Origin of the sequence: Klebsiella aerogenes KCTC 2190, assembly GCF_000215745.1 — a bacterium.
Lineage (GTDB): Bacteria > Pseudomonadota > Gammaproteobacteria > Enterobacterales > Enterobacteriaceae > Klebsiella > Klebsiella aerogenes.
In genome coordinates this window covers 4,827,044-4,851,242 of the sequence record NC_015663.1, presented here as the reverse complement: position 1 = coordinate 4,851,242, position 24,199 = coordinate 4,827,044, and the positions used below count along the sequence as shown (strand labels likewise).

The following is a 24,199-nucleotide window of genomic DNA, read 5'->3' as shown; positions in this document are numbered from 1 at the left end:
TCTGGCGCAGTCTGGCGCATAATTTTTAATCTTTTAAGCCCCGGGAGGATTCACCCCCGGGGCTTTTTTTATTACACTGCCTGTAGACATTTTGCCCCTGAGCCCCAGTGGTGGTGCCATTTACACCATTTTTCGTCGTCATCGCGCGGTGGCCGGACAGATAAATTTTGAGGAGCCTCTATGAATTCGACAATGTTACGGGTAACAAATCGCATTATCGAACGGTCACGCGAAACCCGCTCAGCCTACCTCGCACGAATTAATCAAGCCAAAAGCGATACCGTCCATCGTTCGCAGTTGGCCTGCGGTAACCTGGCGCACGGTTTTGCCGCCTGTCAGGCAGATGATAAAGCGTCGCTGAAGAGCATGTTGCGCAACAACATCGCTATTATCACCTCCTATAACGATATGTTGTCCGCTCACCAGCCTTATGAACATTATCCGGATATCATCCGTAAAGCCTTGCACTCCGCCAATGCGGTAGGGCAAGTGGCTGGTGGCGTGCCGGCAATGTGTGACGGCGTGACGCAGGGCCAGGATGGCATGGAGCTGTCGCTGCTGAGCCGCGAAGTGATTGCCATGTCTGCCGCCATCGGCCTGTCGCACAATATGTTCGACGGCGCGTTGTATCTTGGCGTATGCGATAAAATTGTTCCCGGACTGACCATGGCGGCGCTCTCCTTCGGCCATCTGCCGTCGGTGTTTATTCCGTCTGGTCCGATGGCCAGCGGCCTGCCGAACAAAGAAAAAGTGCGCATTCGTCAGCTGTACGCCGAAGGTAAAGTTGACCGTATGGCGCTGCTTGAATCCGAAGCCGCCTCTTATCATGCCCCGGGCACCTGTACCTTCTACGGTACCGCCAACACCAACCAGATGGTGGTTGAGTTTATGGGCATGCAGCTGCCAGGTTCCTCGTTTGTTCATCCGGACGCCCCGTTGCGCGAAGCGCTGACCAGCGCCGCAGCTCGTCAGGTGACGCGCATGACCGGCAACGGCAATGAGTGGATGCCGCTGGGTAAAATGATTGACGAAAAAGTGGTGGTCAACGGTATCGTTGCGCTGCTGGCGACCGGCGGCTCCACCAACCATACGATGCACCTGGTGGCGATGGCGCGCGCGGCGGGCATTATCATTAACTGGGATGATTTCTCCGATCTTTCCGATGTGGTGCCGCTGCTGGCGCGTCTGTATCCAAACGGTCCGGCGGACATTAACCACTTCCAAGCGGCAGGCGGCGTGCCGGTACTGGTGCGCGAGCTGCTGAAAGGCGGATTGCTGCATGAAGATGTCAATACCGTCGCCGGCTTCGGCTTGTCGCGTTACACCATGGAACCCTGGCTGAATAACGGTGAGCTGGACTGGCGTGAAGGGGCGACCGCGCCGCTTGACGATCAGGTCATCGCTACCTTCGAGAAACCATTCTCCCGCCATGGCGGTACCAAAGTGCTGAGCGGTAACCTCGGTCGTGCGGTCATGAAGACCTCCGCGGTGCCGGTTGAGAACCAGATTATCGAAGCGCCAGCGGTCGTCTTTGAGAGCCAGCACGACGTACTGCCGGCGTTTGAAGCGGGACTGCTGGATAAAGATTGCGTAGTCGTTGTACGCCATCAGGGGCCGAAAGCGAACGGCATGCCAGAATTACATAAACTTATGCCGCCACTTGGTGTATTATTGGACCGCCGTTTCAAAATTGCGCTGGTCACCGATGGCCGACTTTCCGGCGCATCAGGCAAGGTACCGTCAGCCATCCATGTTACTCCTGAAGCCTACGATGGCGGGCTGCTGGCGAAAGTGCGCGATGGCGACATGATTCGCGTTAACGGGCAGACCGGCGAGTTGACCCTGCTGGTAGATGAAGCTGAACTGGCCGCACGCCAGCCGCATATTCCTGACCTGAGCAGCTCGCGGGTCGGAACCGGCCGCGAGATGTTCGGCGCGCTGCGTGAGAAGCTCTCCGGAGCCGAGCAGGGCGCAACCTGCATTACTTTTTAAGACGATTCGATTTGTAGATCTGGCGAGAGAAAACTCTGATGAAAAACTGGAAAACAACTGCAGAAGCAATCCTCACTAACGGCCCGGTCGTACCGGTTATCGTGGTGAAAAAGCTGGAACACGCGGTGCCAATGGCGAAAGCGCTGGTTGCCGGTGGTGTACGCGTTCTGGAAGTTACGCTGCGCACCGAATGCGCGCTGGAAGCTATCCGCGCTATCGCCAAAGAAGTGCCGGAGGCGATTGTCGGCGCCGGGACCGTGACCAACGTTGAGCAGCTGAAAGCCGTTACTGAAGCAGGCGCGCAGTTCGCTATCAGCCCGGGCCTGACCGAATCCCTGCTGAAAGCGGCGACCGGCGAAGGCACCATCCCGCTGATCCCGGGTATTAGCACCGTATCCGAGCTGATGCTGGGCATGCAGTATGGCCTGAAAGAGTTCAAATTCTTCCCGGCGGAAGCGAACGGCGGCGTGAAAGCGTTGCAGGCGATTGCCGGTCCATTCGGCCACATTCGTTTTTGCCCGACCGGCGGCATCTCTCCGGCGAATTACCGCGACTATCTGGCGCTGAACAGCGTGCTGTGCATCGGCGGCTCCTGGCTGGTTCCGGCCGACGCGCTGGAAAACGGCGACTACGATCGCATCACCAAACTGGCCCGCGAAGCGGTAGAAGGCGCGAAATAATTTCTGCGCCTGTAATGACAGAAGCCCGGTCCGCGTGAGCGACCGGGCTTTTTTTTATCCCTTCACGACGACCGCGGCGGCAGCGGTTTTGGCGCGGCTGATGGCTTCATCGACGTTGTCAGCAACCGCCAGGGTAACCCCCAGGCGACGCGCGCCGGCGATCTCCGGTTTACCGAACAGACGCAACTGCAGACTCGCGCCGACGGCGGCCTGTAGATTGCTAAAGGTCACGTTCTCACTGGTTAGCTGCGGTAAAATCACCGCCGATGCCGCCGGTCCATACTGGCGGATGGCGCCGATCGGCAGGCCGAGGAAGGCGCGAACGTGCAGGGCGAATTCCGAAAGATCCTGCGAGATCAGAGTGACCATACCGGTATCGTGCGGGCGAGGGGAGACTTCGCTGAAGATCACTTCATCGCCGCAAACGAACAATTCAACGCCGAACAGTCCATATCCCCCCAGCGCCAGCACCACTTTGCGGGCGATCTCCTGCGCGCGTTGCAGCGCGAGATCGCTCATCTGCTGCGGCTGCCAGGATTCACGGTAGTCGCCATCTTCCTGACGATGGCCTACCGGGGCGCAAAAGTGGACGCCGTCGACGGCGCTGACGGTGAGCAGCGTAATTTCAAAATCAAAATTTACCACCCCTTCGACGATGACGCGTCCGGCGCCTGCTCGCCCGCCTTGTTGGGCGTATTGCCAGGCGGCGCTGAGCTGGTCAGCCGAGCGGATAAAGCTCTGGCCTTTACCGGAGGAGCTCATCACCGGCTTAATGATACAAGGCAAACCAATTTCGTCGACGGCAGCGCGGAACCCCTCTTCACTGTCGGCAAAACGATAGGCAGAGGTGGGAATTTGCAGCTCTTCGGCCGCGAGGCGGCGAATGCCTTCGCGATTCATGGTGAGTTTTGCGGCTCTCGCCGTCGGCACTACTTTTTGCCCGGCCAGCTCCAGCTCAACAAGCGTGTCGGTAGCAATGGCTTCGATCTCCGGCACGATATAATCCGGCTTTTCTAAGGCGATCAGTTCACGCAGCGCGTCGCCGTGCAGCATATTGATGACGTGCGAACGATGGGCCACCTGCATCGCCGGCGCATCGGGATAGCGGTCGACGGCGATGGTTTCAATACCCAACCGCTGGCACTCAATGGCGACTTCTTTTCCGAGCTCGCCGGAACCTAACAACATTACCTTCGTGGCCGCGGGGCGCAGCGCGGTGCCTAATAAAGTCATAACCTACTCTCAGCGTAAACAGAACATGGCGCGCATTATAAACGAAAACGTTTGCGTCTGTCTTTACACGCGTAAGTTGAGAACAGCGGCGAAATTTGATATACTGTATATAAATACAGTATAAAGAGGCTGCACAATGGCGGTTGAAATCAAATACGTCGTGATCCGTGAAGGTGAGGAAAAAATGTCTTTTGCCAGCAAAAAAGAGGCCGATGCTTACGACAAAATGCTCGATTTGGCAGAGGTGCTCAATGACTGGCTGGTCACGTGCCCGCTGGAATTGGATGAAGCTCAGCGTGACAATATGTCGATGTGGCTGGCCGAGCGCAAAGACGCCTTACACCACATTCTGAAGTCAGGGAAATTGCCGGAAGCAGAAGAGCATGCTGAGGCGGCGGCAGAAATGCCGGAGTCTGCGCCTACAGAGGATGAAGCTCAGCCTGGTGCCGCCGAAGAAGGCGCCGCGAAAAAGCCGCGCAAAGCAAAGGCCGCCTGATAACCGGCGAAGCGGAAATTTTCGCATCTTTAGCCAGTCATAACATTTCCTGACGTCTTGTCGTTTAGGCTGATGGCATTGCATCTCGCGCTATGAGGAATGTTATGGCTAACTGGCTTAATCAACTCCAGTCCCTGCTGGGCCAGCAGGGCAATCCCGTCTCCGCTGAAAAATCTTCATCCGCTAAAAACCTGCTGCCCGGCGCCTTGGGCGGCCTTGCTGGCTTGTTGGTCGCCAGCAAATCATCGCGTAAGCTGCTGGCGAAATATGGCACCGGCGCGCTGCTGGTTGGCGGTGGCGCGGTGGCCGGCAGCGTGCTGTGGAATAAGTATCAGCAAAAAATGCGCGGCCAGCAGGCAGATATCGCGACACAGACATCAACAGCGTCTACCCAGGAACCGGTTGTGCTCGATGCGCGCAGCGAGCGGCTGATTACCGCGTTAGTCTTCGCCGCCAAAAGCGACGGTCATATTGACGAGCGTGAACGTCAGCATATAGAAGAGCAGTTGCGAGCGGCGAACATCGACGTGCAGGGCCGGGTGTTGATCGACAGGGTTTTAACCCAGCCGCTCGACCCGCAACGGCTGGCGCAAAGCGTGCGCGATGGGCAAGAAGCGCTGGAAATTTACTACCTCAGCTGCGCGGTAATTGATATCGACCATTTTATGGAGCGCAGCTACCTGGATGCGCTCGGTGACGCGCTTAAACTGCCTGAAGATGTCCGCGAAGAGATAGAACGCGATGTTCAGGCGCAAAAGCAGGCGCTTGATTCTTAAAAGAGAGCGTTCCGCTTGCATCGCTGGCCACTTTTGCCACCCTTATAGACACGACATCGTTCAGGGCGCACGATGCCCTGAGTGATTTTGTGATTCCATAATAAGACGCAGAAGAATAACGCATGCTACCGAAAGCTAAACGGATCCCCCACGCCATGACGCTACATGGCGACACTCGCATCGATAATTACTACTGGCTGCGCGATGACGAACGCGCGCGCCCGGAAGTGCTGGACTATCTCCATCAGGAAAATGACTACGGTAAAAAGGTGATGGACTCGCAAAGCAGCCTGCAGGAGCGGGTGCTGAAGGAAATCATCGATCGCATTCCGCAGCGGGAGGTCTCCGCTCCCTATAGCAAAAATGGCTACCGCTATCGCCAGGTTTATGAACCGGGCTGTGAATATGCGATCTACCAACGTCAGTCAGTGCTCAAAGAAGAGTGGGATGAATGGGAGATTTTGCTTGATGCCAACCAACGGGCGGCGAAAAGCGAATTTTACACCCTCGGCGGATTAGGCGTCGCGCCGAACAATCAACTGATGGCGGTGGCGGAAGATTACCTTTCACGACGTCAGTATGGCTTACGTTTTAAGGATCTGAGCAGCGGCGAATGGTCGGCGGAGATCCTGGAAAACGTCACGCCAGGATTCGCCTGGAGCAACGACTCGCGCTTCTTGTGGTACGTGCGCAAACACCCGACGACGCTGCTGCCGTATCAGGTCTGGCGACATGCCGTTGGTACCACCGCAGATAACGATGTACTGGTCTACGAAGAGAAAGACGACACGTTTTATGTCAGCGTGCATAAGACCACCTCCCAGCAGTTTGTGGTGATTTACCTTGCCAGCGCCACTACCAGCGAAGTGTTATTACTTAACCCGGAGCTTCCCGATGCGGAGCCGGTGTGTTTTTTGCCACGACGCAAGGATCATGAATATAGCCTCGATCATTATCAGCACGCGTTTTATCTGCGTTCTAATCGCGAGGGCAAAAACTTCGGGCTTTACCGCACCGTGCTCCGCGACGAAGACCAGTGGCAGACGCTGATCCCGGCGCGTCCCGATGTGATGCTCGAAGGTTTTACTCTATTCACCGACTGGCTGGTGGTCGAGGAGCGTCAGCGGGGCTTGACCAGCCTGCGGCAGATCAACCGTAAAACGCGGGAAGTGGTTGGCATTGCCTTTGACGATCCCGCTTACGTCACCTGGCTTGCCTATAATCCCGAACCGGAAACGTCAAGGCTGCGCTACGGTTATTCATCGATGACCACCCCGGATACGCTATTTGAGCTGGATATGGATACCGGCGAGCGGCGGGTTATCAAGCAACAGGAAGTGCAGGGCTTTGACGCCGCCTGTTATCGCAGCGAACACCTGTGGGTGAAAGCGCGTGATGGCGTGGAGGTGCCGGTATCGCTGGTTTATCACCGCGAACACTTTCGCAAAGGGGCCAACCCGTTACTGGTGTACGGCTATGGATCTTACGGCGCCAGCATGGACGCTGATTTTAGCGCCAGCCGTTTGAGCCTGCTGGATCGAGGTTTTGTCTTTGCAATAGCCCATATTCGCGGCGGCGGCGAACTTGGACAGCAGTGGTATGAAGACGGCAAATTCCTCAACAAGAAGAATACCTTTAACGATTATCTGGACGTCTGCGATGCGCTGCTGGCGCAGGGATATGGCGACCCTAAATTATGTTATGGCATGGGCGGCAGCGCCGGCGGCATGTTGATGGGCGTGGCGATTAACCAACGACCGGATTTGTTCCACGGCGTGGTGGCGCAGGTGCCGTTTGTTGACGTACTGACCACCATGCTCGACGAATCTATTCCGCTCACGACCGGTGAGTTTGAGGAGTGGGGGAATCCGCAGGACGAAACCTATTATCACTATATGAAGAGCTATAGCCCCTATGATGGCGTCTCAGCCCAGGCTTATCCGCATATGTTAGTGACCACCGGGCTGCATGATTCGCAGGTGCAATATTGGGAGCCCGCGAAGTGGGTGGCGAAGCTACGCGAGCTGAAAACCGACGACAATCTGCTGCTGTTATGTACCGATATGGATTCCGGACATGGCGGTAAGTCGGGACGGTTTAAAAGCTACGAGGGCGTGGCCCTGGAGTACGCCTTTTTAATCGCCCTCGCGCAAGGGACTTTGCCCGGCAAGGTGGAAGTGTAGCGTTATTCGCCGAGATAGTGTTTGAGGGTCAGACGCAGTTCCGGGCTCATCCGGTCCAGGTTATTGAACAGCCAACGTAAATAACCTGGATCGTTTTCCGCCACTTCCGACACCGCTTTGCCGCGATATTTGCCGAAGGTAAAGGTAGTCAGCAGCGCCGGGCGGCCGGTTATGTCGGCCATTTCATCCGGCGACCAGCCGGAAACCTGCATGATATCCAACAGTAGGGCGGCGGTGATATAGCAGTCGTACAGCGCGCGGTGGTGATGCAAACCCGGCGGTGTGGCTACGCTCAGCTTGCGCGACTTATACAACCCCATATTGCTGTACTTAATCCCCGGCCACAGGCGGCGCGCCAGCTTCATAGTACAAATCCACTCGCCGTTCATTTCCGGTAATACCCGGCGATCAAAGCTGGCGTTATGGGCGACATACCATGGGCTGCCCTGGTAGTGCGGCACGATTTCTTCAATCCAGGGCTTATCGGCCACCATCTCTTCAGTGATGCGATGGATTGCCATTGCCTGCGGGCTGATTGGGCGGTCAGGGCGCACCAGATGACTCATGGGATTGGTTATCCGGCCGTCGATGATATCGACGGAGGCAATTTCAACAATGCCGCCCTGCAAACCGCAGGTTTCGGTATCGATTACGCGCAGCATGGCTTACTCCTCGCCAAAAACCCCAGCGTAATAGAATGTGCGGCGGTTGCCAATGGGGGGATCCTCAAGGAATGAGCAATCATTTCGCTTTCGGTTCATACGGCAGGCGGGAAAGTGACACGGATGCCAGACGGTGCGCGATCAATCGTTCACGAAACCAGTCGCGCAGGTGAGCCGGTTGCTCTCGCTCGACGAGATCGGCAACGACGGGCATATTGTAGCGTTCTTTAAAGGCGACGCCGGCCGCTGCGAGGTCAACGTTGACCTTGTCCATTTCATCTTGCGAAATTTTTGCCAGATTATTTGCCATCAGTACCTCCTTCATTACGGCGCAAAAGTTACTAAGCGTGACGCTGAAAGGCAAGTCCCGGATGCTTAGCTCGACTCTGCTATTATACAGGGTTATTCTCTGTCCAACATACATAACAAAAAGGAATGATGTTTATGCGAACCATCGCCGGACGCGCGCTAAGTGCCGCCGTATTTCTCAGCGCTATGTTAACCACCGCCAGCGTTTTTGCTCATGCTCATCTGCAACAACAAATCCCGGCGGCCGATTCGACGGTCTCCGTTTCGCCGCAGGCGCTCACGTTAACGTTTAGTGAAGGCGTCGAGCTCTCCTTCAGCGGCGTGACCCTCAGCGGCCCGCAGAATAAACCTGTCGCTACCGGCAAACTGGCCCGCAGCGACGGTAATAAAGCGCAATTAACGCTGCCGCTGAATGAACCGCTGGCGGCGGGCGAGTACACCGTAGAGTGGCATGTGGTCTCCGTTGACGGCCATAAGACCAAAGGGCAATACCACTTCAGCGTGAAGTAATCCATGCTGTCGGGAGTGTATGTCGGCCTGCGGTTTGTCCACTTCATCTCATTGATGACGGCCTTCGGTTGCGCGCTGTACGGCGCATGGTGGGCGCCAGTCTCGCTGCGTCGCCTGTTGATGCAGCGCTTTTATCCACTGCTGCGCTACCTGCTAATGATTAGCGCTATTTCAGCTACCTTGATGCTGATGGCGCAGGGCGGGTTGATGGGCGATGGCTGGAATGATGTCTGGCAACCCACAATCTGGCGCGCTGTTATCGGGACGCAGTTTGGCGGCGTTTGGCTGTGGCAGGTGGTGCTGGCGTGGATTGCGCTGGCGGTCGCGTGGATCAAACCCCGTCGCCCGGCGCGTCTATTGTTACTGCTATTTTGCGCGCAGTTGTTGTTGATGGCTGGCGTGGGGCATGCGGCGATGCATGATGGTTGGGTTGGCGCATTACAGCGCACCAATCACGCGTTACATCTGTTTTGCGTCTCGGCGTGGGCCGGCGGGCTGTTGCCATTTGTCTACTGCCTGCGACTGGCGCGCGGGCGCTGGCGTCAGGTAGCGATAACCGCCATGATGCGTTTTTCACGCTATGGGCATCTGGCCGTGGCTGGCGCGATTGCCAGCGGGATTGGCAATACGCTGTTGATACAGGGACAGCTGATTGGCGACTCACCGTGGGGAACGGTGTTGTTGTTCAAATGTGCGCTGGTCGCCGGGATGGTAGCAATTGCGCTGGTGAACAGGTATGTTCTGGTACCGCGAATGTCAGGTAACGGCTCGCGGGCGGAACGAACTATTTTACGCACTACACAGCTGGAAATGGCGCTTGCCGCGCTGGCGATACTTGCCGTCAGCCTGTTCGCGACCTGGCAACCTAATTGAATTAACTGGCTAAATGATGAAAAAAATCGTTCTGACAATGTTATTACTGGCAAGCTCAGGCGCCGCGCTGGCGGCGCCGCAGGTGATTACCGTGAGCCGTTTTGAAGTGGGTAAGGACAACTGGGCGTTCACCCGTGAAGAAGTCATGTTAACCTGCCGCCCGGGTAATGCGCTGTACGCCATCAACCCGAGCACCCTGGTGCAGTATCCGCTGAATGATGTCGCCGAGCAGGAAGTGAAGGCCGGCAAGACCAGCGCTCAGCCGATTTCTGTCATCCAGGCCGACGACCCGCAGCATCCGGGACAAAAAATGAGCCTGGCGCCGTTTATCGAACGTGCGCAAAAGCTCTGCTGATAATTACCTATATCACTTTGTTTTAAAGATAAAAAACCGCCGGCGTCCAGTAAGAAAACGCGGCGGTTTTTTGTTGGCGCAACGGATGTTGTCAGCAATTTTTCAACCGCTTTTGTCGCGGACTGGAAAACCTGTCACAGTCAACTATTCTTATAAGGCAAGGCGACTTAGCCTGCATTAATGCCAACTTTTAGCGCACGGCTCTCTCCCAAGAGCCATTTCCCTGGACCGAATACAGGAATCGTGTTCGGTCTCTTTTTATCTATTATTCAGCGAGTTATACACATCCATTGTTAATGCTCATCCGGCTGAACGCTGAGCTTTTTCCCTTATATCACAACAAAGTTATTCTTAACATTCCCTTTACAAAAAAACGTGACAATATAATCAATAGCTCACGGTAACCAATACCGTATCACTGTACACGCCAGCAGGTTGATTGCTCTGTGAGGCGTTCACCCGAGCTTTGAAGTTTGTTTGCTGTGCGTTGCCATTTCCCACCAGGCTGACATCTGCTGTTGGCGTCCAGGCGCTACCGTCGGTTTTATAAAGCTGATATTGCAGGTAATAATTTGTCGAATTAATCGTTTGGCTCATTTGCCGCCAACTGCCGTTAAGGGCGTTGATGCTGGAAAGGTTAATGCTGTATGCCGCATTCTGCGTGCAGCGGATAGTTAACTGCCCGCTGACCTCGCTAAAAGCGGCTACCAGAGCCGCTGTGGAGAAGGCGACATCGGGCGCGTCATCAATATAGCAATAGTTAGTCACGTTCATAGTTATAAGAACTTGTGAAGTTAACGTGCCATCGTCCGGTACGCAGATCCCCAGCGCGCCTATCAGGCAATAGTGATATTTCCATTCAATGGTCAAGGTGTCGTTATAGGTTCCCGCAGGGATATTACTTCCTGCTATTGTCTGGAAATAAAGCGGAATGGTTCCGTCACTGGTATTAAATAAGCCTAATAGATCAACCAACGCGTTAATGGTCCAGGGGATTGCACCATCAATTTGATACGACGGGTTACAGCCGGCATCTTTACAAACTCGATAGGGGATCCAGGCGTTGTTAGCGCTGTTATAAAGTCGAGGGATTTTGCCACTTTTATTTGCCGAATCTTTGAGCGTTGCGGTAATGGTGCTGGTTGAAAAAAGCGATAGTATGTTGGTACAGCTAAAGCCTGCACCGGCGCTTACCCCTTGCGGAGTTGCCGCCACATCAAACGATCTCACTGAGCCAAAATTAGGCGAGCTAGGCTTAATCTTGCAATCTGCGTGTATCAAGCCGCTGTAGCCTGAAATAACGAGTAATGAACATAACCAAAGAATCGCTTTCAAAGTCATCTCCGTTCATTCTTAGCCACAGCTTAGTGGGCCGATACGTTGTGGCACCGGCGTAGATTCCGGCAGCGTGAATAAAGCCCGGCATTCGCCGTTAGCCGTGTGAATAACTAATTGGTTTTGCTGGTTTAGATGGGTAAACCACACCAGACCGTCATAACCGACCACGCCAGACTGCTGGCTGGTAAGTTCCTCAACGGCCGTTCCCAGCGGCAAAGGATGTCCCGTTTTATCAACCAGGGTAATGGAGGCTGAACGCACGCGTGTAACCGGGAAATCAACCAGCGCGCCGCTGGCTTCCCGCACCGCAATGCGTTTCTCGACGACTTTAGCCTCAACGTCGGTTGGCAGCGGCAGAGTGTCGAGGGTCACTTTGCCCGGATACCAGGCGGCGGCCCACGGGATCAGCAGGTGCCCGCTATCGTCGGTAGTGCCGACTTTTCGATTTTCATAATTGACCGCGACGTCCGGATAGCCGGCGGTCGAGACGACGATAAATGAATCGCTGATTCGTCGCGCGAAGAACAGGCTGCTATCCATCATTACCACCGAGCCTGCTGCTTCAAACCAGCCCTGATTATCATGCTGCGAACCGTAATAACCGCCGCTCAAGGTTGAAACATCATTCACCCAGGTCAGATCCGCCTGGCTGTAGCGATCTCCACTGATGGAGTGGGCTAAATTCCAGCCGAAACCGCCTTCCGCAGGGGCGGAACGATTGTAGGCGACGTTTTGCCCCCACTCGCCGGAGTTGGCGCGCTGGCTGCTTAACTGCAGTGAACCGAAACTGTCGAAGGGAATGGTTATCTGCATCATGCTGGAGTAGGTGTCTGCCTGCAAATCGCGGTTGATGCTCAGGTTAAAGCTGCTGTTCCGCCACAGGCTGCGGCTCCAGGAAAAGTTCATCAGCCGGGTGCGGCTGTTGTCCTGGGCCTGGATATCGAAATATCCGAGGCTAAATGCGCCAAGCACTTTTCCCCATGGGCTGAGACTTAATGTCGCCTGGTCTGACTGACGGCTGAGGGTTGTCGTTGAGCGATAGCTGGAGAGATTGGCGAAATTCTCGCTGCGTTGAATATGCTGATAGTTAATCCCCCAGATATTGCCGTAGTACGAATAGCCCGCGGAATACTGGTTGCCCTGCTTATCACCCTGGCTCGCACTGGCAGACAGGCTCAAGGTGCCAATCGTGCCAATAGTGATGTCGCTGCCGATACCGCCGTTGGTTAATCCTTGCCGGTCTTCAGTATGCGTTGACACCGTCAGCCAATTGGTCAAGCCATAGCGATAGATCGCGCTGACGGCGCCGGCACCGTAGTCGGCGTTTTTAGTGCCGTAATTATTACGCAACGCGCCGAGGGTAAAATCGAAATCGCTGAGTCCCTGGCGTAGCAGAGTGTTGGAGACATAAAAAGGCACGCTAGTGGAGACCTGGCGGCCAAGCGCATCGGTTGTGACGATAGTCGCTTCGCCGGCGCCGCTGATGTAGGGTACGTTGGTGAGAGTATAAGGGCCGCCGTTAATTTGCGTTGAGCTGGCTTTGTAGCCGTTGATAAAGAGATCGACACTGGAGGGGACCGCCGCGCTACCGGAAAGATTGAGCAAAGGGTAGGTGATAAGATCCGGGCGTACCGCAAAGTTACGGCTGAGACGAAGACCGCCAACACGTACTGAACTACTCCAGGTTAAAGCATTACTTACCACATCCCCCGCCTGATAGCTGAGCAGACTTTCCGGGTCGCTATATTTCCACAGCGAATCGTAGCGAATATAGCCTTGTTGGCTATCGTCGTGACGAGATGACCAGTTCTGTCTGATCACCGCATTGTTTGAAAACACCCCGGCTGGGCCGAAAAGGCGAAATTCCGTCGAGGTGCTGGTGGTTCGCTCGCCGCCAGTAGAAGCCAGGCTATAGGAATCGTAGTTAAACAACAGCCCAGGGGTACTGATCGCCTGCAGATACTCCTGCTCGCGACTATTACCAATATGCTGCTCCGGCAGCCAATTATCCGGAACGGTTAATTTCAGCATTTGCCCGGGCTGGTCGTAAACGACCTTGACCTCCGCTATCTCTCCTACGTCAACCAGCGTTTTGCCGTCGGGAACAGGGATCCACATCTGCTTGAGTACCGCAGCGGAGATCCAATAACGATCATTAATCACTTTCACCGGCACGGTACCCACAGGCGTGTTGCCGTTGACGGAAATACCGAGATACAGCACGTACTCCTGCTGTGTGCCTGGCGTGGCCGCAGGTGCGGGTAACGAATCATAGGTAGCCGCCCAGGCCGTTGCCGAAGCAATTGCCAGCAGACCACCGGTTCCGATGAGAAGCCTCATGGTTAACGCGCTGCCGGAATTTCCACCGCCTGACTATTATCAGTCAATTTCGCAAACAGGCGCATCCCGGATGCGTTCGCCGCGCGGCCTGATGTCGGGAAACAGACGCGACGTTTAGCCAGCACATACCCCAGTAAACCCTGAGTTTGTTCGACCTGCGGCTTTCCTGCTGATGTTGACCAGTAGACATTACTCAACCTGGCGTGTTGATTCCCGGCATTGTTAATACACAGATTCTGACCGCTAAGCGACCAGCTTAGCGCGGTTCGTATTGGTTCGACGCTGCTTTCCAGCTTCAGCGGTTGCGCGCCTTGCCCGTAGATAAACAAAGGCAGTACATAGCGCATGCGCATATTCAGGCCGGCGGAACTCTTGTCAGTCTGTTTTGTCGGCTGCGCCGCGGGAATTTCATCAATCACGATTCGATATGATTTTTCCTGGCCGCTGGCGACCGGAGACACACGCATCAGGCGAATAAGTTGACGTTGTCCTGGCTGAACATTGGCGAACGGGGGGCTGGAGACCACATCGTTTTGATCGGCATAAAGATCTTTAGATTCTTTTTGATCCCAACCGAAAATGCGTAGTTGTAAATTTACCGCCGTCGCGCCGCGATTTTCCAGCCACAGTTCAGAGCCTTTATCGCTGGCGCTGATGGTTTGAAAAATAGGCCACACCAGCACCGAGCTGGCGGCCCAGGCGTTAAGACTTATTGATGAACCCAGCAAAACAACAATACAACGATGAATCATATTCAACCTGTCTTATTTTAATAGGTCAGCGTGACCGTAACGGTATCAGTGTATGAACCTTGCGCCGGGAAGCCATTCGTGGCAAAAAGGCGGCCATAAACCGTATAAGTTTGTGTCGTGTTGGGGAATGAGGCGACGCTGTAGGCTTGAGCGCCAGTCCCCCAAACGGTAGAGCGGTTAGCATCCTGAAAAAGCTGGTAAGCCAGCGTACTGCCGGTGGCGTTGGACATATAGCGTTGAGCCGCAGAGCCGCCGTTGACGCCATAGTCAAGCGCCAGCGAGATCGCCATCCCCGGCGTACACGCGACAACGATAGAGCCCGCGCCAGCGGAGCTGGCGACATCAACATTGCTATAAAGCGATGACATGGAGCCAAAATTTAAGGTGCCAAAATCAGCGCCAGGGGTCCCTGTTCCGTTGCCAAGCAGGCAGCCGGTCGTGATCTGCGCGGTCACTTTGAAGGTTTTCTGCGCACTGTCAGCCCAGACGGCTGTGGTCGAAAAAAAGAATATGAGTAGCCAAATTGCGCGCAACATGACATCCGTTTCTCCACAGCGTTACCAGGTTAATGTTGCAGTGACCACGTCCTGGTAGAAACCCTCAGCAGGGGCGGTTACGCCGCCTTGATCTGCCGGCAACACCCGGGCATAAATCGGGATTTCCTGAGCGCTACCCGTCCCCGTGATACCGATACCGGCACTGGTAAATTCAGCCTGACGGGTGCTATTTGAGTAAAGCCGGTAGGCAATTTGATCGCCGTCGGCGCTTTGCATTTGGCGCAGTCCGGTTGTCCCTACATGCTGACCGTTATTCAATGTCAGCGTTGCGGGAAGGTTATTGCTACAGATGATTGAGACCGCGCTGGCGCCGCCGCTGCCAATCAGATTGCTATCTATGGCGTTAACCAAATCGCTATAGGTGCCGAAATCAATAGTACCCCAGCTGTTTACCCCGCTTGCGCTGGAACCATTGGTGACGGTACAGCCCGAGCCGATAGTCAACTGCACCCCGACCTGACCCGTTAATGTACCGGTGGTTAGCCCAGCTGCAGCGACCCATGGCGCCTGAACGAGAAGCGCTGTTGTGATAAAGATACCAGGCAAAGTGCGCGAAAAAGTGTGGACGTTCATGATGAACCTCTGGATTGAAAGCCGCTAAGTAAAACCCTGTTTTTGTGAAGATGAGATTAATCCCATTAATCAACATATAATCGCTGTCTGGAAAAATGCTTATTTTTTTATATTTGTCTGTTTTATTGTTATTATTGGTGTTTTGAGCTGGTTTCTTGTTTTTATATGGTTTTAACTTCTTGTTTATGATTGTTTTTCTGTGGTTTGCTCTGAATTTTATGAGTAGCAGAACGGAGGGCTTAGTATAATTTTTGCAATTGTCGTGTTAGCGCATATTTTTGGCGAAATGCCAGGGAAGAAGTTAGTAGGGGGGAGAGTAAAAAAACAACAGAAAGAAGACACCTGCACGCAACCAGACCCATAGTGCAGGTGAAAGGTGGGTCTACATCGGAAGCCGCTAGTATACATATTTGTATGATAAATAAAATAAGGCAATGATGGAATGCTATACCATTAATGCGGTTTGCGTGTTGAGCGATGGAGTTATTCTGGGGTGATTAACGTTGGATAGAGTGAAGTTTCCAGATAGCTGACCAATACCCATATCTCGTCACTGAAAATAAACCACAGGGCACTGCCTAAAATAAGCAGGATAATCAGTAGCAGGAAAATTTCAGTTTTACTCATGGTGTCAATGGCCAACTTAAACCGATTATCAACAGGCCACGATATTAACCAAAGTATCTGCAAATGAAAACGCCGTTATTTAAAACGGCGAAATTTTTTCGTAATAAGCGATGAATATTTATTTTACGCGTAGCAGATTAGCCACCTGTACGGCCATATCATCCATTAACTGGAAACGGCGGCGATATTCGGCGCGTTTTTTGCTGGCGATACTTTCCAGCGATTTCCTTTCCAGCTTCAGCGGCAAGCGCCAGCGGTAACTATCGTCACGCACACCTTCAATTGATTGCCAGAACTCATCGTAGCTGGCATGGAAGTGCCGACCTTTGCTCAAACGATAGCGCAGAGCGCGGAATACGTGGCCATTATCGCTGACGGCGTAAATAGCCTGAATATTGCTTTGGCCGGCCAACAGCCAGATGAATTCCAGCAGCAGACGTTTGGGGAACAGGCCGTAGCAGGCGCGGGTCGCGTGTTTAATTGCGTCATGAGAGACATTGCGGCGCGGTCCCTGCAGGCCGCCGATGACCAGTTGCCACTCTCCTTGATGGTGAATCACGCTAAACGTAGCGCTGGCTAACAGTTGCTGCTGGCTATCGCGAAGCCAAAGAGTCGTTTCACCTTCTCGTTCGGCTTTGCCGGCTGACGAGGCAAAGAGCGTGAAGGCCGCATCATCTTTAGCGGACAGGGTCAGTAACGGTCGTTCTGACGGCGATATCATGGCCGTTGCCAATCGGTTCTCGCCCAGCGAGTCGACGTACTGATAGTGGCTAATGATAGCCTGGGAACGCTGACGGGCGTTAAGGTCGCGCACTAAATACTGGCGATGTACTTTACCTGGCAGCGTAGCCTGCGCCGCCAGCAGTTGGCGGAAATCACCACGCGCAGAAAGGGTGTCCAGCATCTCGCGGGTCGGCTGATAGAACAGCGCCGTACGCAGCAAAAATTTAAGCCGATAGTTGCGCTTTTGCCAGATAGGCGCGGGCGTGATACGCCCCATTACCAGATCGGCAATCAAATTTGAGCGTTGCTGAAGTGTGCATGATGAATGCAGGCTATTGTCCGTCACGATGTCATACCTCGTCATTATTTGAGCTTTATTTTAAGGATCTCATCGGACAACCTTAATGGCTCGCCAGACTATATTTGCGCCTTGTTTAACGTTGATTGACGTATGAATTTTCAACATCGCTTTCAGTCATATTTTGTATAATTAAGTGAGGGGGTGAAATATGTATCAGCGAGAAGATGGTTGCGCCTGGCGTAATATTTGGCTGGTGGGCGATCTACATGGTTGTTTTGATTTATTAATGTCTCAGTTGCGCAAGCTGAAATTTGACCCTGGGAAGGATCTTCTGATTTCCGTTGGCGATCTGATTGACCGTGGGCCGCAAAGCGTGGAATGTCTGGGTTTGCTTCGTTGCCAGTGGTTCAGAGCAGTGCGTGGTAACCATGAGCAGATGGCGCTTGATGCGCGGGCGAGCGGGGAGATGGCGCTGTGGACGATGAACGGTGGCGACTGGTATCAAACGGCCTCACAAGAACAGATACGGTTGGCTGATTTGTTGTTTACCCGTTGCCGGGATTTGCCGCTGATCATTGAACTTCGCTGCCAGGATACCACCCACGTGATTGCCCATGCCGACTATCCAGCCAGCGTCTACCGTTGGCAGTTGCCCGTGGCGGAGCATCAGGTACTCTGGAGCCGCCAGCGTTTGACCGATCATCTGGCGGGGCGGCACGGTGAGATCGCCGGGGCCGATCACTTTTGGTTTGGCCATACGCCGCTTAAACATCGTTACGATAGCGATAACCAACACTACATTGATACCGGCGCGGTATTTGGCGGCGAGTTAACGCTGGTGCAACTGCAGTCGGCTGTTTAAAAGTCGCTATATTCCGTCGCTGGACGCCAGAAGCCGTCGATAAAATCTTCTACCGGGAAACAGCCGCCCTGGCGAATTCGCTGATCGTCCATCGCGACGAGGCATTGTCGCTCGCTATTGTAAACATCAACCACGATGTCTTCGCACCCGCCGTCCAGATAGCAAATGAATAATACTAAGGCGAACATCCAGCCCTCATAAGCGAATAAACATAAGGTAAGTGTAGGGGAAGTTAGCGCAGCGGGGGAGGGATATAAATAACCCGTCTCAGACGACGGGTTTATTTGAGTCAGGCAAGGCGCATGACCCAGGCATCGGATTGGCGATCGTAATGTTTACGGTAGAGTACAGAATGTTCGCCATTGAGAATGGCGGGAACGCTGGTCTCGGCATCCCAGGCGTCCAGTTGCATGCATAAGTCAGGATCGGATTTACAAGGAATGCTTAACGTTCGCTCACCCTGTGATTCGCCGTGCAGCTCGGCGTCGTCGATTTCAAACGCGCCGATTCGTACGTTAGTTTTACTCATCATTCACCCCGTTTGTCTGCTGAGTTGTGGTACGACCAGTTAGGCCGTCATTTTTCAGCGTAGACAACGGGGAGTAAATCGCCAGTCAAAAAGTGCGCTTTTTAGCGCGCGGTCACGACTTTCCGGCGAAGAGTTTGCCGTCGCGCACCAGTTCGCGGGGATAACTATTTTTCAGACGTGCCCCTACGCGTTTAGCGAGCCCTAATGGCATTCCCTGGAAAGTGACGATGACATCGTCCTGCTGCGGCGGCGCTTCGGGATAGACATCGCGTCCACGGTACCACTCCTCCGCTTCCGTTAAGGTGAGCTCAAAAGGAGCCTCTGGCGTGGCCAGTGAGATCACCGCTTCATGTTGCCAGCGGTAGCCTTTGTTATGTGTTTCAGCGAGACGAATCCCAATGCGAGAAAAACGAACCCTGCCGATTAACGCTTCCAGTTCTTGTGGGAACAGCCAGATTTCTTTATCGCGTTGCCATAAACGAAGATGCTCTGGCCATTGCAGGCCAACAGCATTAGCGGCGGCGGCGACTGCGGCGGCTTCCCGCCCCTTCATCGGTGTGAAGGGGAACTTGCCTACTTTATAGCCAGGCGCAGGCAGCGGATCGATAGAGGCGGTTTTACGCAGGCGGGCAACGAAAAAACCTTCACAATCAAAAATCTGCGGGAATACGTGCAGGAAACCTTCGTCGGTGAGCGCTTCGCGAGCCTGCGGGAAGAGTGAATCCAGCGTCAGGACTTCAACCGCCTGCGGGTAGGTTTGCAGCAGCCAGTTAACCACTTCCTCGTTTTCTTCACGGTTCAGCGTACAGGTGGAGTAGACGAGGGTGCCGCCAGGACGCAGAGCATGAAAGGCGCTGTCAATGAGCTCACGTTGGGTGGCGGCAATCTCCTGATTACTTTCCGGCGACCAGTTTTTCAGCGCGTCGGGATCTTTACGCACTACTCCTTCGCCCGAGCAGGGGGCGTCGAGCAAAATGGCATCAAAGCATTCAGGCAGCGCGGCGCCGAAGACGCGCCCGTCGAAGTGGGTGAGGGCAACGTTATTAATGCCGCAGCGGCTGATATTGGCGTGCAGCACTTTCACCCGGCTGGCAGAAAATTCGTTCGCCAGGATCGCTCCGTGGTTGCTCATCCGGGCGGCTATCTGCGTGGTCTTGGAACCCGGCGCAGCGGCGACGTCCATCACTCGCTCGGGCATTTCACCATCGGCGAACAGCGCCGCCACCGGCAGCATCGAGCTCGCTTCCTGAATATAAAATAGTCCGCTCAGATGCTCGGCGGTGCTGCCCAGCGGTAGTACATCGTCATCATCACGCTCGATCCAGAAACCCTCGGCACACCACGGAACCGGCGTTAACTGCCAGCCGTAAGGGGCGACCAGTTGCAGAAAATCCGCGACCGTTATCTTCAACGTATTGACGCGAATGCTGCGGCGCAGCGGACGCTGGCAGGCGGCGATAAAGTCATCGAAAGAGAGATGCGTTGGCATAGCCGCACGCATTTGAGCGAGGAAGGGTTCCGGAAGATAGACAGCGTTTTGAGCCACGAGCAGCGCACCACAAGAAAAAAGGGTGCGCAGTTTATCATAAACGCCCCGGCGCGGGACACCGGGGCGTTTATGAGGCATTGGGAATTAATTAGGCAGTGCCGTTCCCCAATCGCGCCACTCTTTCGGCTCGCTTTCCAGCAGCAGGAAGTGTTTGCCATCCTGCGCTTTTGGCGCCAGTGGCGTTCCCGGCGGGGTGGCAAAGGCGATACCGCCGCGGATAAACTGGTTAAAGGTACCCGTCTTCACCACTCCGCCAATCAGGCCGAAGTCGAGGCTATAGCCGGAAGCCAGCCAGAACACCGAGTTATTGCGCACTAAGTACTGGTAACGCTTACTGATACGCAGCTTAACCATTACGCGGTCGGACATCGAGCCCAGCGTCAGCCCGGTCACGGTACCCACTTCCAGGCCGCGGAACAGCACCGGCGTACCAATATCAAGCGAACCGGCTTCCGGCACTTCGACGATAATACTCAGGCCGTCGATGTAGCGCGAATCGGTGATGGTGGTGTCCTGAATCTCGAAGTCGCGGCGCGGCGAACCACGGCCAGGTTCAACGTTGATATATGACTGGAAGATCGTGTCCAGATGTTCAACGCCGGCGGCAGAGATCTGCGGCGTAATCACCGAGAAGCGGGTACCGGCACGGGCAAAGGTGCCGACATATTCCGGATAAAGCACCGCTTTCGCCTGAACTTCATTTTTTGCCGTAATCAACTCCAGCGACTGGATCTGGCCGATGTCGATACCGAGGTAGCGAATCGGCATGCCTGCCGCCATTTTACCGGCATCGAAAGCGTGCAGCGTGATCTGGCCACCCACCGCGCGGGCGGCGGTTTCGGAGGCGTACAGGACACGCTTATTGTTCAAGCGCGCGTTGGCGCTGCTGCCGTTGAGGTTATCAAAGCTGATCGCGCCTTTCAGCGCGCGCGCCAGCGGCGACGCCTGCACGGTTAGCCCATTACCGTCGAGTTTTACCTTCGCGCCGCCTTCGGCCCAGAAGACGCTGTTATTGGTCAGCAGGTGGCGATATTCCGGTTTGATATGCAGATCGATATCGAAAGCATTACTACGAGGTTTCACCGAGATGATCTCACCGACGGCGAATTTGCGATACAACACCACGGAGCCTGCCTGCACATCGGGCAGCGTTTCCGCGGAAAGACTCAGCGTGGTGGTCGGGATTTCACTGAGGCTATTTTCCTGCGCTTTTTCCAGGTTGGCATACAGCGGATAGCGACTCTGCATTTCCCCTTTTTCGCCGGGGATGATGCGGATCCCGCCATCGACCCATTCGCTGGCGCTGGCGCCAAGCACCTGCACGCCATCCAGCCCAACTTTCACATCAAGGCGGCTGTTGACGACAAATTTGCTATCGCCGCGTACCAGATTGCGATACTCCGGCGCAATGGCGACCTGGAAAGTGACACCCTCTGCGGTTAGCTTGCGTTCCAGTACCTGGCCGACTTTAACGCCGTGCAGCATCAGCGGTTGGCCGGCGGAAACGCCATAGCTTTCCGGCGCCGATAAAGTAACGGTGGCGACGTTCGGTTCTTCCAGTAGCGCTTTATCGGCTGGCATCACCATAAAGTGATTGCGCGGCTCGCCGTCACCAGGGACCAGTTCAAAAGTATTGCCGGTGAGCAGGGCGCTAACGCTTGGGTTATCCAGTGAGATTTTCGGCTTCTTCATTTGAATCAGCGTCTTATCCCGAAGCAGGGTGACCACACTCGGGTCGACGGTCATCTCACCGGTAACTTTACCGCCGGGATTGAGATTGAGTTTGGTTAACTGGCCCACCTCCAGCCCCTGGTACATCAGCGGCGTAGAACCTGCTTTCAACCCATCGCCGTCGGGTAGCTCCAACGTCACCAGCACCCCGCGCTGGCTGTGCGCCAGATCTTCGTACAGATTGTACTCGTCGTTTTGCGCCGCCGCTTTGGAGTCGTCAGGCGAGTCAAAGGCGATGGCGCCGTTAACTAACGCGGAGAGGTTTTCCAGCTGGACTTTGGCGCCGCTCAGGCTGACGTCGGCTTTAATCCCGGAGACGTTCCAGAACCGGCTGCCTTTTTTCACCAGATTAGTGAAGCGACGTTCGATTAATACATCAATCGTCACCCCCTGATTGTTGGCGTTGAGCGTGTAGTCATACACCCGGCCAACCGGGATTTTACGGAAATAGACCAGCGATCCGCTGTTCAGCGAACCGAGATCCGGCGCCTGCAGATGAATCATCAGTTCGCCGTTGTTGATGCGGTATTTCGGCTGAGTATCCAGAGCGACGAAATGATCTTCCGGTTCGCCTTTGCCCGGCATCATACCGATATAGTTACCGCCGACCAGCGCATCCAGCCCGGAAACGCCGGCCAGAGAGGCTTTTGGCGTCACCAGCCAGAACTGGGTATCTTTGCGCAGCGCGTCTTTCATATCGCTCTTCACGCTGGCGGAAACTTCAATCTTGCTGAGGTCCTTACTCAAAGAGATATCCTGTACCGTACCAACCTCTACCCCTTGATAGCGGATAGGGGTACGTCCCGGAACAATCCCGTTTGCGGACTGGAAATCGATGGTAATCGTCGTTCCCCGACCTTCAAAGCTGGTCCAGATGAGCCATCCGGCAATCATCAGCGCGATGACCGGCAACAGCCAGAATGGCGAGATACGGCGTTTGGTTTTTATTTTGGCTTCAGTCGGCGAAGCGGGCGTTTCCTGACTCATGAGCGTCCCAAAGTAAGCGGCTGTCCAGCCATTCAACTGCAAGGATAGTTAAAATCACCGCGCCGCCGAAATAGACCGCCGCCGGCCCCATGGTAAAGGCCAGGAGCTGATCGCGGTTTATCAACGACATGGTTAATGAGATAACAAACAGATCCAACATCGACCAGCGGCCGATCCAGGTAATCAGCCGCAGCAGCAGGATACGCGTACGTAGCCCCTGTTCGCACTTGAATTGTATGCTGACCAGCAGGGTAAATAACACTATAACTTTGGTGAATGGTACCAAAATACTGGCGATGAACACTACGCCGGCGATTGCGATGTTGCTGTTGGCGAGTGAAATGATCCCCGAAAGAATCGTATCTTCCTGGCGCGCGCCATTGACGTAGATTATCGAAATCGGCAGCAGGTTGGCCGGCAGCAGGAAAACCAGCGACGCAATCAAAGCCGCCCAACTGCGCTGCAGGCTTTGCGGCCGGCGATGATGCAGTGAGGTATGGCACCGGCGGCAGCGGCCGCGGGAGTCGCGATAACCGGTATAGTGACAGCCGGTGCAAACCTGAAGATTGGTGTCGTAGCGCATGGCCGGACGTTCGGGATAAAAACGCTCCCACAACTCTTCAACGTTCATGTGGATGAGCGTCAGGATGCTGAGTAGGGTCAGCGCGATAAAGGCGATCAGGCCGATGCCGGGCTGCAGGAAAGCATAGTCCTGGACCTTAATGGAGGCGACGCCGATACCGACCAGATAAATGTCCAGCATCACCCACTCTTTCAGTTTGCCGAGCATCAGCAGCACCGGACGTAGGTTCATCCCCAGCACGTTGCCAAGCCAAAGGTAGGCGATGGAGACCACCAGCAGGACGGGCGCAACCACCGCGCAGAAGAGCACCATCGCAGCGGTAATGGGATCGCCCTGGTTGGTCATCTGCCAGATCCCCTGCAGGACGTTGGCGTCAATGCGCACGCCGAGCAGATGCAAACGCAGTAGCGGCTCGCTCCAGGCGAACGGCATCAGCAACATCATTGTAAACGCCATACTGGCGAGCCGGGAAAGGGACCAATCGCGGCCGTCGCGTACCTTCGCATTGCACCGCGGACACCAGGCGCATTGATTTCTTTTCACAACCGGTATGCGGAACAGCATGTCGCACTGCGTACAGCGCTGATAGTGCGCATGCGGCGTTGGCGAACTGACCGAATGAACGGTAATCTTCTTCGTCGGCGTGATTGAGGGTGTTTTTATCAGCATTTATTACGT

Annotated in this window: 24 protein-coding genes; 9 read left to right on the top strand and 15 right to left on the bottom strand. The window is 54.7% G+C overall.

Going from position 1 to position 24,199, the window contains the following annotated elements; all coding sequences use genetic code 11:
• Positions 1-180: 180 nt before the first annotated feature.
• Both edd and EAE_RS22995 read left to right on the top strand, forming a co-directional pair.
• The gene (edd, locus tag EAE_RS23000; protein WP_015366000.1) at positions 181-1,992 is read left to right on the top strand and encodes a phosphogluconate dehydratase; all 1,812 of its coding nucleotides are present in this window, start codon (positions 181-183) and stop codon (positions 1,990-1,992) included.
• A 38-nt stretch (positions 1,993-2,030) separates the two neighbouring features.
• Positions 2,031-2,672, top strand: coding sequence for a bifunctional 4-hydroxy-2-oxoglutarate aldolase/2-dehydro-3-deoxy-phosphogluconate aldolase (locus tag EAE_RS22995; protein WP_015366001.1), 642 nt, complete (start codon positions 2,031-2,033; stop codon positions 2,670-2,672).
• A gap of 54 nt (positions 2,673-2,726) precedes the next feature.
• Here EAE_RS22995 and purT read toward each other — a convergent pair whose 3' ends face one another.
• Positions 2,727-3,905 carry a formate-dependent phosphoribosylglycinamide formyltransferase gene (gene purT / locus EAE_RS22990; RefSeq protein ID WP_015366002.1) on the bottom strand — a complete coding sequence of 393 codons (1,179 nt, stop codon included), beginning with the start codon at positions 3,903-3,905 and terminating at the stop codon, positions 2,727-2,729.
• Positions 3,906-4,041: 136 nt separating this feature from the next.
• Between purT and EAE_RS22985 the strand changes: the two genes are divergently transcribed.
• The 3 genes from EAE_RS22985 (at position 4,042) to ptrB (ending at position 7,360) form a co-directional block, all read left to right on the top strand.
• Positions 4,042-4,401 (top strand): YebG family protein, encoded by a 360-nt coding sequence (locus EAE_RS22985; protein WP_015705951.1) that lies wholly within the window; start codon positions 4,042-4,044, stop codon positions 4,399-4,401.
• A 104-nt stretch (positions 4,402-4,505) separates the two neighbouring features.
• Entirely contained in the window at positions 4,506-5,177 is a 672-nt protein-coding gene (locus EAE_RS22980; RefSeq protein WP_015705950.1) for a tellurite resistance TerB family protein, read from the top strand.
• Positions 5,178-5,299: 122 nt separating this feature from the next.
• The gene (gene ptrB / locus EAE_RS22975; protein WP_015705949.1) at positions 5,300-7,360 is read left to right on the top strand and encodes an oligopeptidase B; all 2,061 of its coding nucleotides are present in this window, start codon (positions 5,300-5,302) and stop codon (positions 7,358-7,360) included.
• Positions 7,361-7,362: 2 nt separating this feature from the next.
• Here ptrB and exoX read toward each other — a convergent pair whose 3' ends face one another.
• On the bottom strand, positions 7,363-8,022 hold the full coding sequence (gene exoX / locus EAE_RS22970; RefSeq protein WP_015366006.1) for an exodeoxyribonuclease X: 660 nt from the start codon (positions 8,020-8,022) through the stop codon (positions 7,363-7,365).
• Positions 8,023-8,101: 79 nt separating this feature from the next.
• Entirely contained in the window at positions 8,102-8,332 is a 231-nt protein-coding gene (locus EAE_RS22965) for a DNA polymerase III subunit theta (RefSeq protein ID WP_015366007.1), read from the bottom strand.
• Between the two features lie 134 nt (positions 8,333-8,466).
• Between EAE_RS22965 and yobA the strand changes: the two genes are divergently transcribed.
• The 3 genes from yobA to EAE_RS22950 are packed head-to-tail and all read left to right on the top strand — an operon-like array spanning position 8,467 to position 10,069.
• Positions 8,467-8,841 (top strand): CopC domain-containing protein YobA, encoded by a 375-nt coding sequence (gene yobA / locus EAE_RS22960; protein ID WP_026612268.1) that lies wholly within the window; start codon positions 8,467-8,469, stop codon positions 8,839-8,841.
• Positions 8,842-8,844: 3 nt separating this feature from the next.
• Positions 8,845-9,714: a copper homeostasis membrane protein CopD gene (gene copD, locus EAE_RS22955; protein WP_015705947.1), complete on the top strand. Its 870-nt coding sequence runs from the start codon at positions 8,845-8,847 to the stop codon at positions 9,712-9,714.
• Positions 9,715-9,727: 13 nt separating this feature from the next.
• On the top strand, positions 9,728-10,069 hold the full coding sequence (locus EAE_RS22950) for a YebY family protein (RefSeq protein WP_015705946.1): 342 nt from the start codon (positions 9,728-9,730) through the stop codon (positions 10,067-10,069).
• Between the two features lie 387 nt (positions 10,070-10,456).
• Here the strand turns inward: EAE_RS22950 and EAE_RS22945 are convergent, their stop codons facing one another.
• From EAE_RS22945 to EAE_RS22915, 7 genes are all read right to left on the bottom strand, one after another.
• A complete protein-coding gene (locus tag EAE_RS22945; RefSeq protein ID WP_015705945.1) occupies positions 10,457-11,410 on the bottom strand; it encodes a Csu type fimbrial protein in 954 nt (317 codons plus the stop codon).
• 12 nt (positions 11,411-11,422) lie between these two features.
• Complete coding sequence (locus EAE_RS22940) at positions 11,423-13,747, bottom strand: fimbria/pilus outer membrane usher protein (protein ID WP_015705944.1); 2,325 nt, start codon at positions 13,745-13,747, stop codon at positions 11,423-11,425.
• A 2-nt stretch (positions 13,748-13,749) separates the two neighbouring features.
• Entirely contained in the window at positions 13,750-14,499 is a 750-nt protein-coding gene (locus EAE_RS22935) for a fimbrial biogenesis chaperone (protein WP_015366013.1), read from the bottom strand.
• 17 nt (positions 14,500-14,516) lie between these two features.
• Positions 14,517-15,035: a Csu type fimbrial protein gene (locus tag EAE_RS22930; protein WP_015366014.1), complete on the bottom strand. Its 519-nt coding sequence runs from the start codon at positions 15,033-15,035 to the stop codon at positions 14,517-14,519.
• 21 nt (positions 15,036-15,056) lie between these two features.
• A complete protein-coding gene (locus EAE_RS22925; protein ID WP_015705943.1) occupies positions 15,057-15,629 on the bottom strand; it encodes a Csu type fimbrial protein in 573 nt (190 codons plus the stop codon).
• A gap of 483 nt (positions 15,630-16,112) precedes the next feature.
• On the bottom strand, positions 16,113-16,256 hold the full coding sequence (locus EAE_RS22920; RefSeq protein WP_015366016.1) for an Ecr family regulatory small membrane protein: 144 nt from the start codon (positions 16,254-16,256) through the stop codon (positions 16,113-16,115).
• Between the two features lie 118 nt (positions 16,257-16,374).
• Positions 16,375-17,343 carry a VirK/YbjX family protein gene (locus EAE_RS22915; protein ID WP_162184107.1) on the bottom strand — a complete coding sequence of 323 codons (969 nt, stop codon included), beginning with the start codon at positions 17,341-17,343 and terminating at the stop codon, positions 16,375-16,377.
• A 145-nt stretch (positions 17,344-17,488) separates the two neighbouring features.
• Between EAE_RS22915 and pphA the strand changes: the two genes are divergently transcribed.
• A complete protein-coding gene (gene pphA / locus EAE_RS22910) occupies positions 17,489-18,142 on the top strand; it encodes a protein-serine/threonine phosphatase (RefSeq protein WP_015705940.1) in 654 nt (217 codons plus the stop codon).
• Here pphA and EAE_RS22905 read toward each other — a convergent pair.
• From EAE_RS22905 to yebS, 5 genes are all read right to left on the bottom strand, one after another.
• Positions 18,139-18,330 carry a YdfD/YebW family protein gene (locus tag EAE_RS22905; protein ID WP_015366020.1) on the bottom strand — a complete coding sequence of 64 codons (192 nt, stop codon included), beginning with the start codon at positions 18,328-18,330 and terminating at the stop codon, positions 18,139-18,141. The two genes, pphA and EAE_RS22905, sit on opposite strands and share 4 nt — an antisense overlap.
• Positions 18,331-18,431: 101 nt before the next feature.
• The gene (locus EAE_RS22900) at positions 18,432-18,671 is read right to left on the bottom strand and encodes a YebV family protein (protein ID WP_015705939.1); all 240 of its coding nucleotides are present in this window, start codon (positions 18,669-18,671) and stop codon (positions 18,432-18,434) included.
• 112 nt (positions 18,672-18,783) lie between these two features.
• A complete protein-coding gene (gene rsmF, locus EAE_RS22895) occupies positions 18,784-20,217 on the bottom strand; it encodes a 16S rRNA (cytosine(1407)-C(5))-methyltransferase RsmF (RefSeq protein WP_015705938.1) in 1,434 nt (477 codons plus the stop codon).
• Positions 20,218-20,304: 87 nt separating this feature from the next.
• Complete coding sequence (locus EAE_RS22890; RefSeq protein ID WP_015366023.1) at positions 20,305-22,938, bottom strand: PqiB family protein; 2,634 nt, start codon at positions 22,936-22,938, stop codon at positions 20,305-20,307.
• Positions 22,907-24,190, bottom strand: coding sequence for a membrane integrity lipid transport subunit YebS (yebS, locus tag EAE_RS22885; RefSeq protein ID WP_015705937.1), 1,284 nt, complete (start codon positions 24,188-24,190; stop codon positions 22,907-22,909). The genes EAE_RS22890 and yebS overlap by 32 nt, the downstream gene beginning before the upstream one ends.
• Between the last annotated feature and the right edge of the window lie 9 nt (positions 24,191-24,199).

Coding starts and splice junctions, on each gene's coding strand:
- edd (WP_015366000.1), top strand. CDS start 181: ATGAATTCGACAATGTTACGGGTAACAAATCGCATTATCGAACGGTCA.
- EAE_RS22995 (WP_015366001.1), top strand. CDS start 2,031: ATGAAAAACTGGAAAACAACTGCAGAAGCAATCCTCACTAACGGCCCG.
- purT (WP_015366002.1), bottom strand. CDS start 3,905: ATGACTTTATTAGGCACCGCGCTGCGCCCCGCGGCCACGAAGGTAATG.
- EAE_RS22985 (WP_015705951.1), top strand. CDS start 4,042: ATGGCGGTTGAAATCAAATACGTCGTGATCCGTGAAGGTGAGGAAAAA.
- EAE_RS22980 (WP_015705950.1), top strand. CDS start 4,506: ATGGCTAACTGGCTTAATCAACTCCAGTCCCTGCTGGGCCAGCAGGGC.
- ptrB (WP_015705949.1), top strand. CDS start 5,300: ATGCTACCGAAAGCTAAACGGATCCCCCACGCCATGACGCTACATGGC.
- exoX (WP_015366006.1), bottom strand. CDS start 8,022: ATGCTGCGCGTAATCGATACCGAAACCTGCGGTTTGCAGGGCGGCATT.
- EAE_RS22965 (WP_015366007.1), bottom strand. CDS start 8,332: ATGGCAAATAATCTGGCAAAAATTTCGCAAGATGAAATGGACAAGGTC.
- yobA (WP_026612268.1), top strand. CDS start 8,467: ATGCGAACCATCGCCGGACGCGCGCTAAGTGCCGCCGTATTTCTCAGC.
- copD (WP_015705947.1), top strand. CDS start 8,845: ATGCTGTCGGGAGTGTATGTCGGCCTGCGGTTTGTCCACTTCATCTCA.
- EAE_RS22950 (WP_015705946.1), top strand. CDS start 9,728: ATGATGAAAAAAATCGTTCTGACAATGTTATTACTGGCAAGCTCAGGC.
- EAE_RS22945 (WP_015705945.1), bottom strand. CDS start 11,410: ATGACTTTGAAAGCGATTCTTTGGTTATGTTCATTACTCGTTATTTCA.
- EAE_RS22940 (WP_015705944.1), bottom strand. CDS start 13,747: ATGAGGCTTCTCATCGGAACCGGTGGTCTGCTGGCAATTGCTTCGGCA.
- EAE_RS22935 (WP_015366013.1), bottom strand. CDS start 14,499: ATGATTCATCGTTGTATTGTTGTTTTGCTGGGTTCATCAATAAGTCTT.
- EAE_RS22930 (WP_015366014.1), bottom strand. CDS start 15,035: ATGTTGCGCGCAATTTGGCTACTCATATTCTTTTTTTCGACCACAGCC.
- EAE_RS22925 (WP_015705943.1), bottom strand. CDS start 15,629: ATGAACGTCCACACTTTTTCGCGCACTTTGCCTGGTATCTTTATCACA.
- EAE_RS22920 (WP_015366016.1), bottom strand. CDS start 16,256: ATGAGTAAAACTGAAATTTTCCTGCTACTGATTATCCTGCTTATTTTA.
- EAE_RS22915 (WP_162184107.1), bottom strand. CDS start 17,343: ATGACGAGGTATGACATCGTGACGGACAATAGCCTGCATTCATCATGC.
- pphA (WP_015705940.1), top strand. CDS start 17,489: ATGTATCAGCGAGAAGATGGTTGCGCCTGGCGTAATATTTGGCTGGTG.
- EAE_RS22905 (WP_015366020.1), bottom strand. CDS start 18,330: ATGTTCGCCTTAGTATTATTCATTTGCTATCTGGACGGCGGGTGCGAA.
- EAE_RS22900 (WP_015705939.1), bottom strand. CDS start 18,671: ATGAGTAAAACTAACGTACGAATCGGCGCGTTTGAAATCGACGACGCC.
- EAE_RS22890 (WP_015366023.1), bottom strand. CDS start 22,938: ATGAGTCAGGAAACGCCCGCTTCGCCGACTGAAGCCAAAATAAAAACC.
- yebS (WP_015705937.1), bottom strand. CDS start 24,190: ATGCTGATAAAAACACCCTCAATCACGCCGACGAAGAAGATTACCGTT.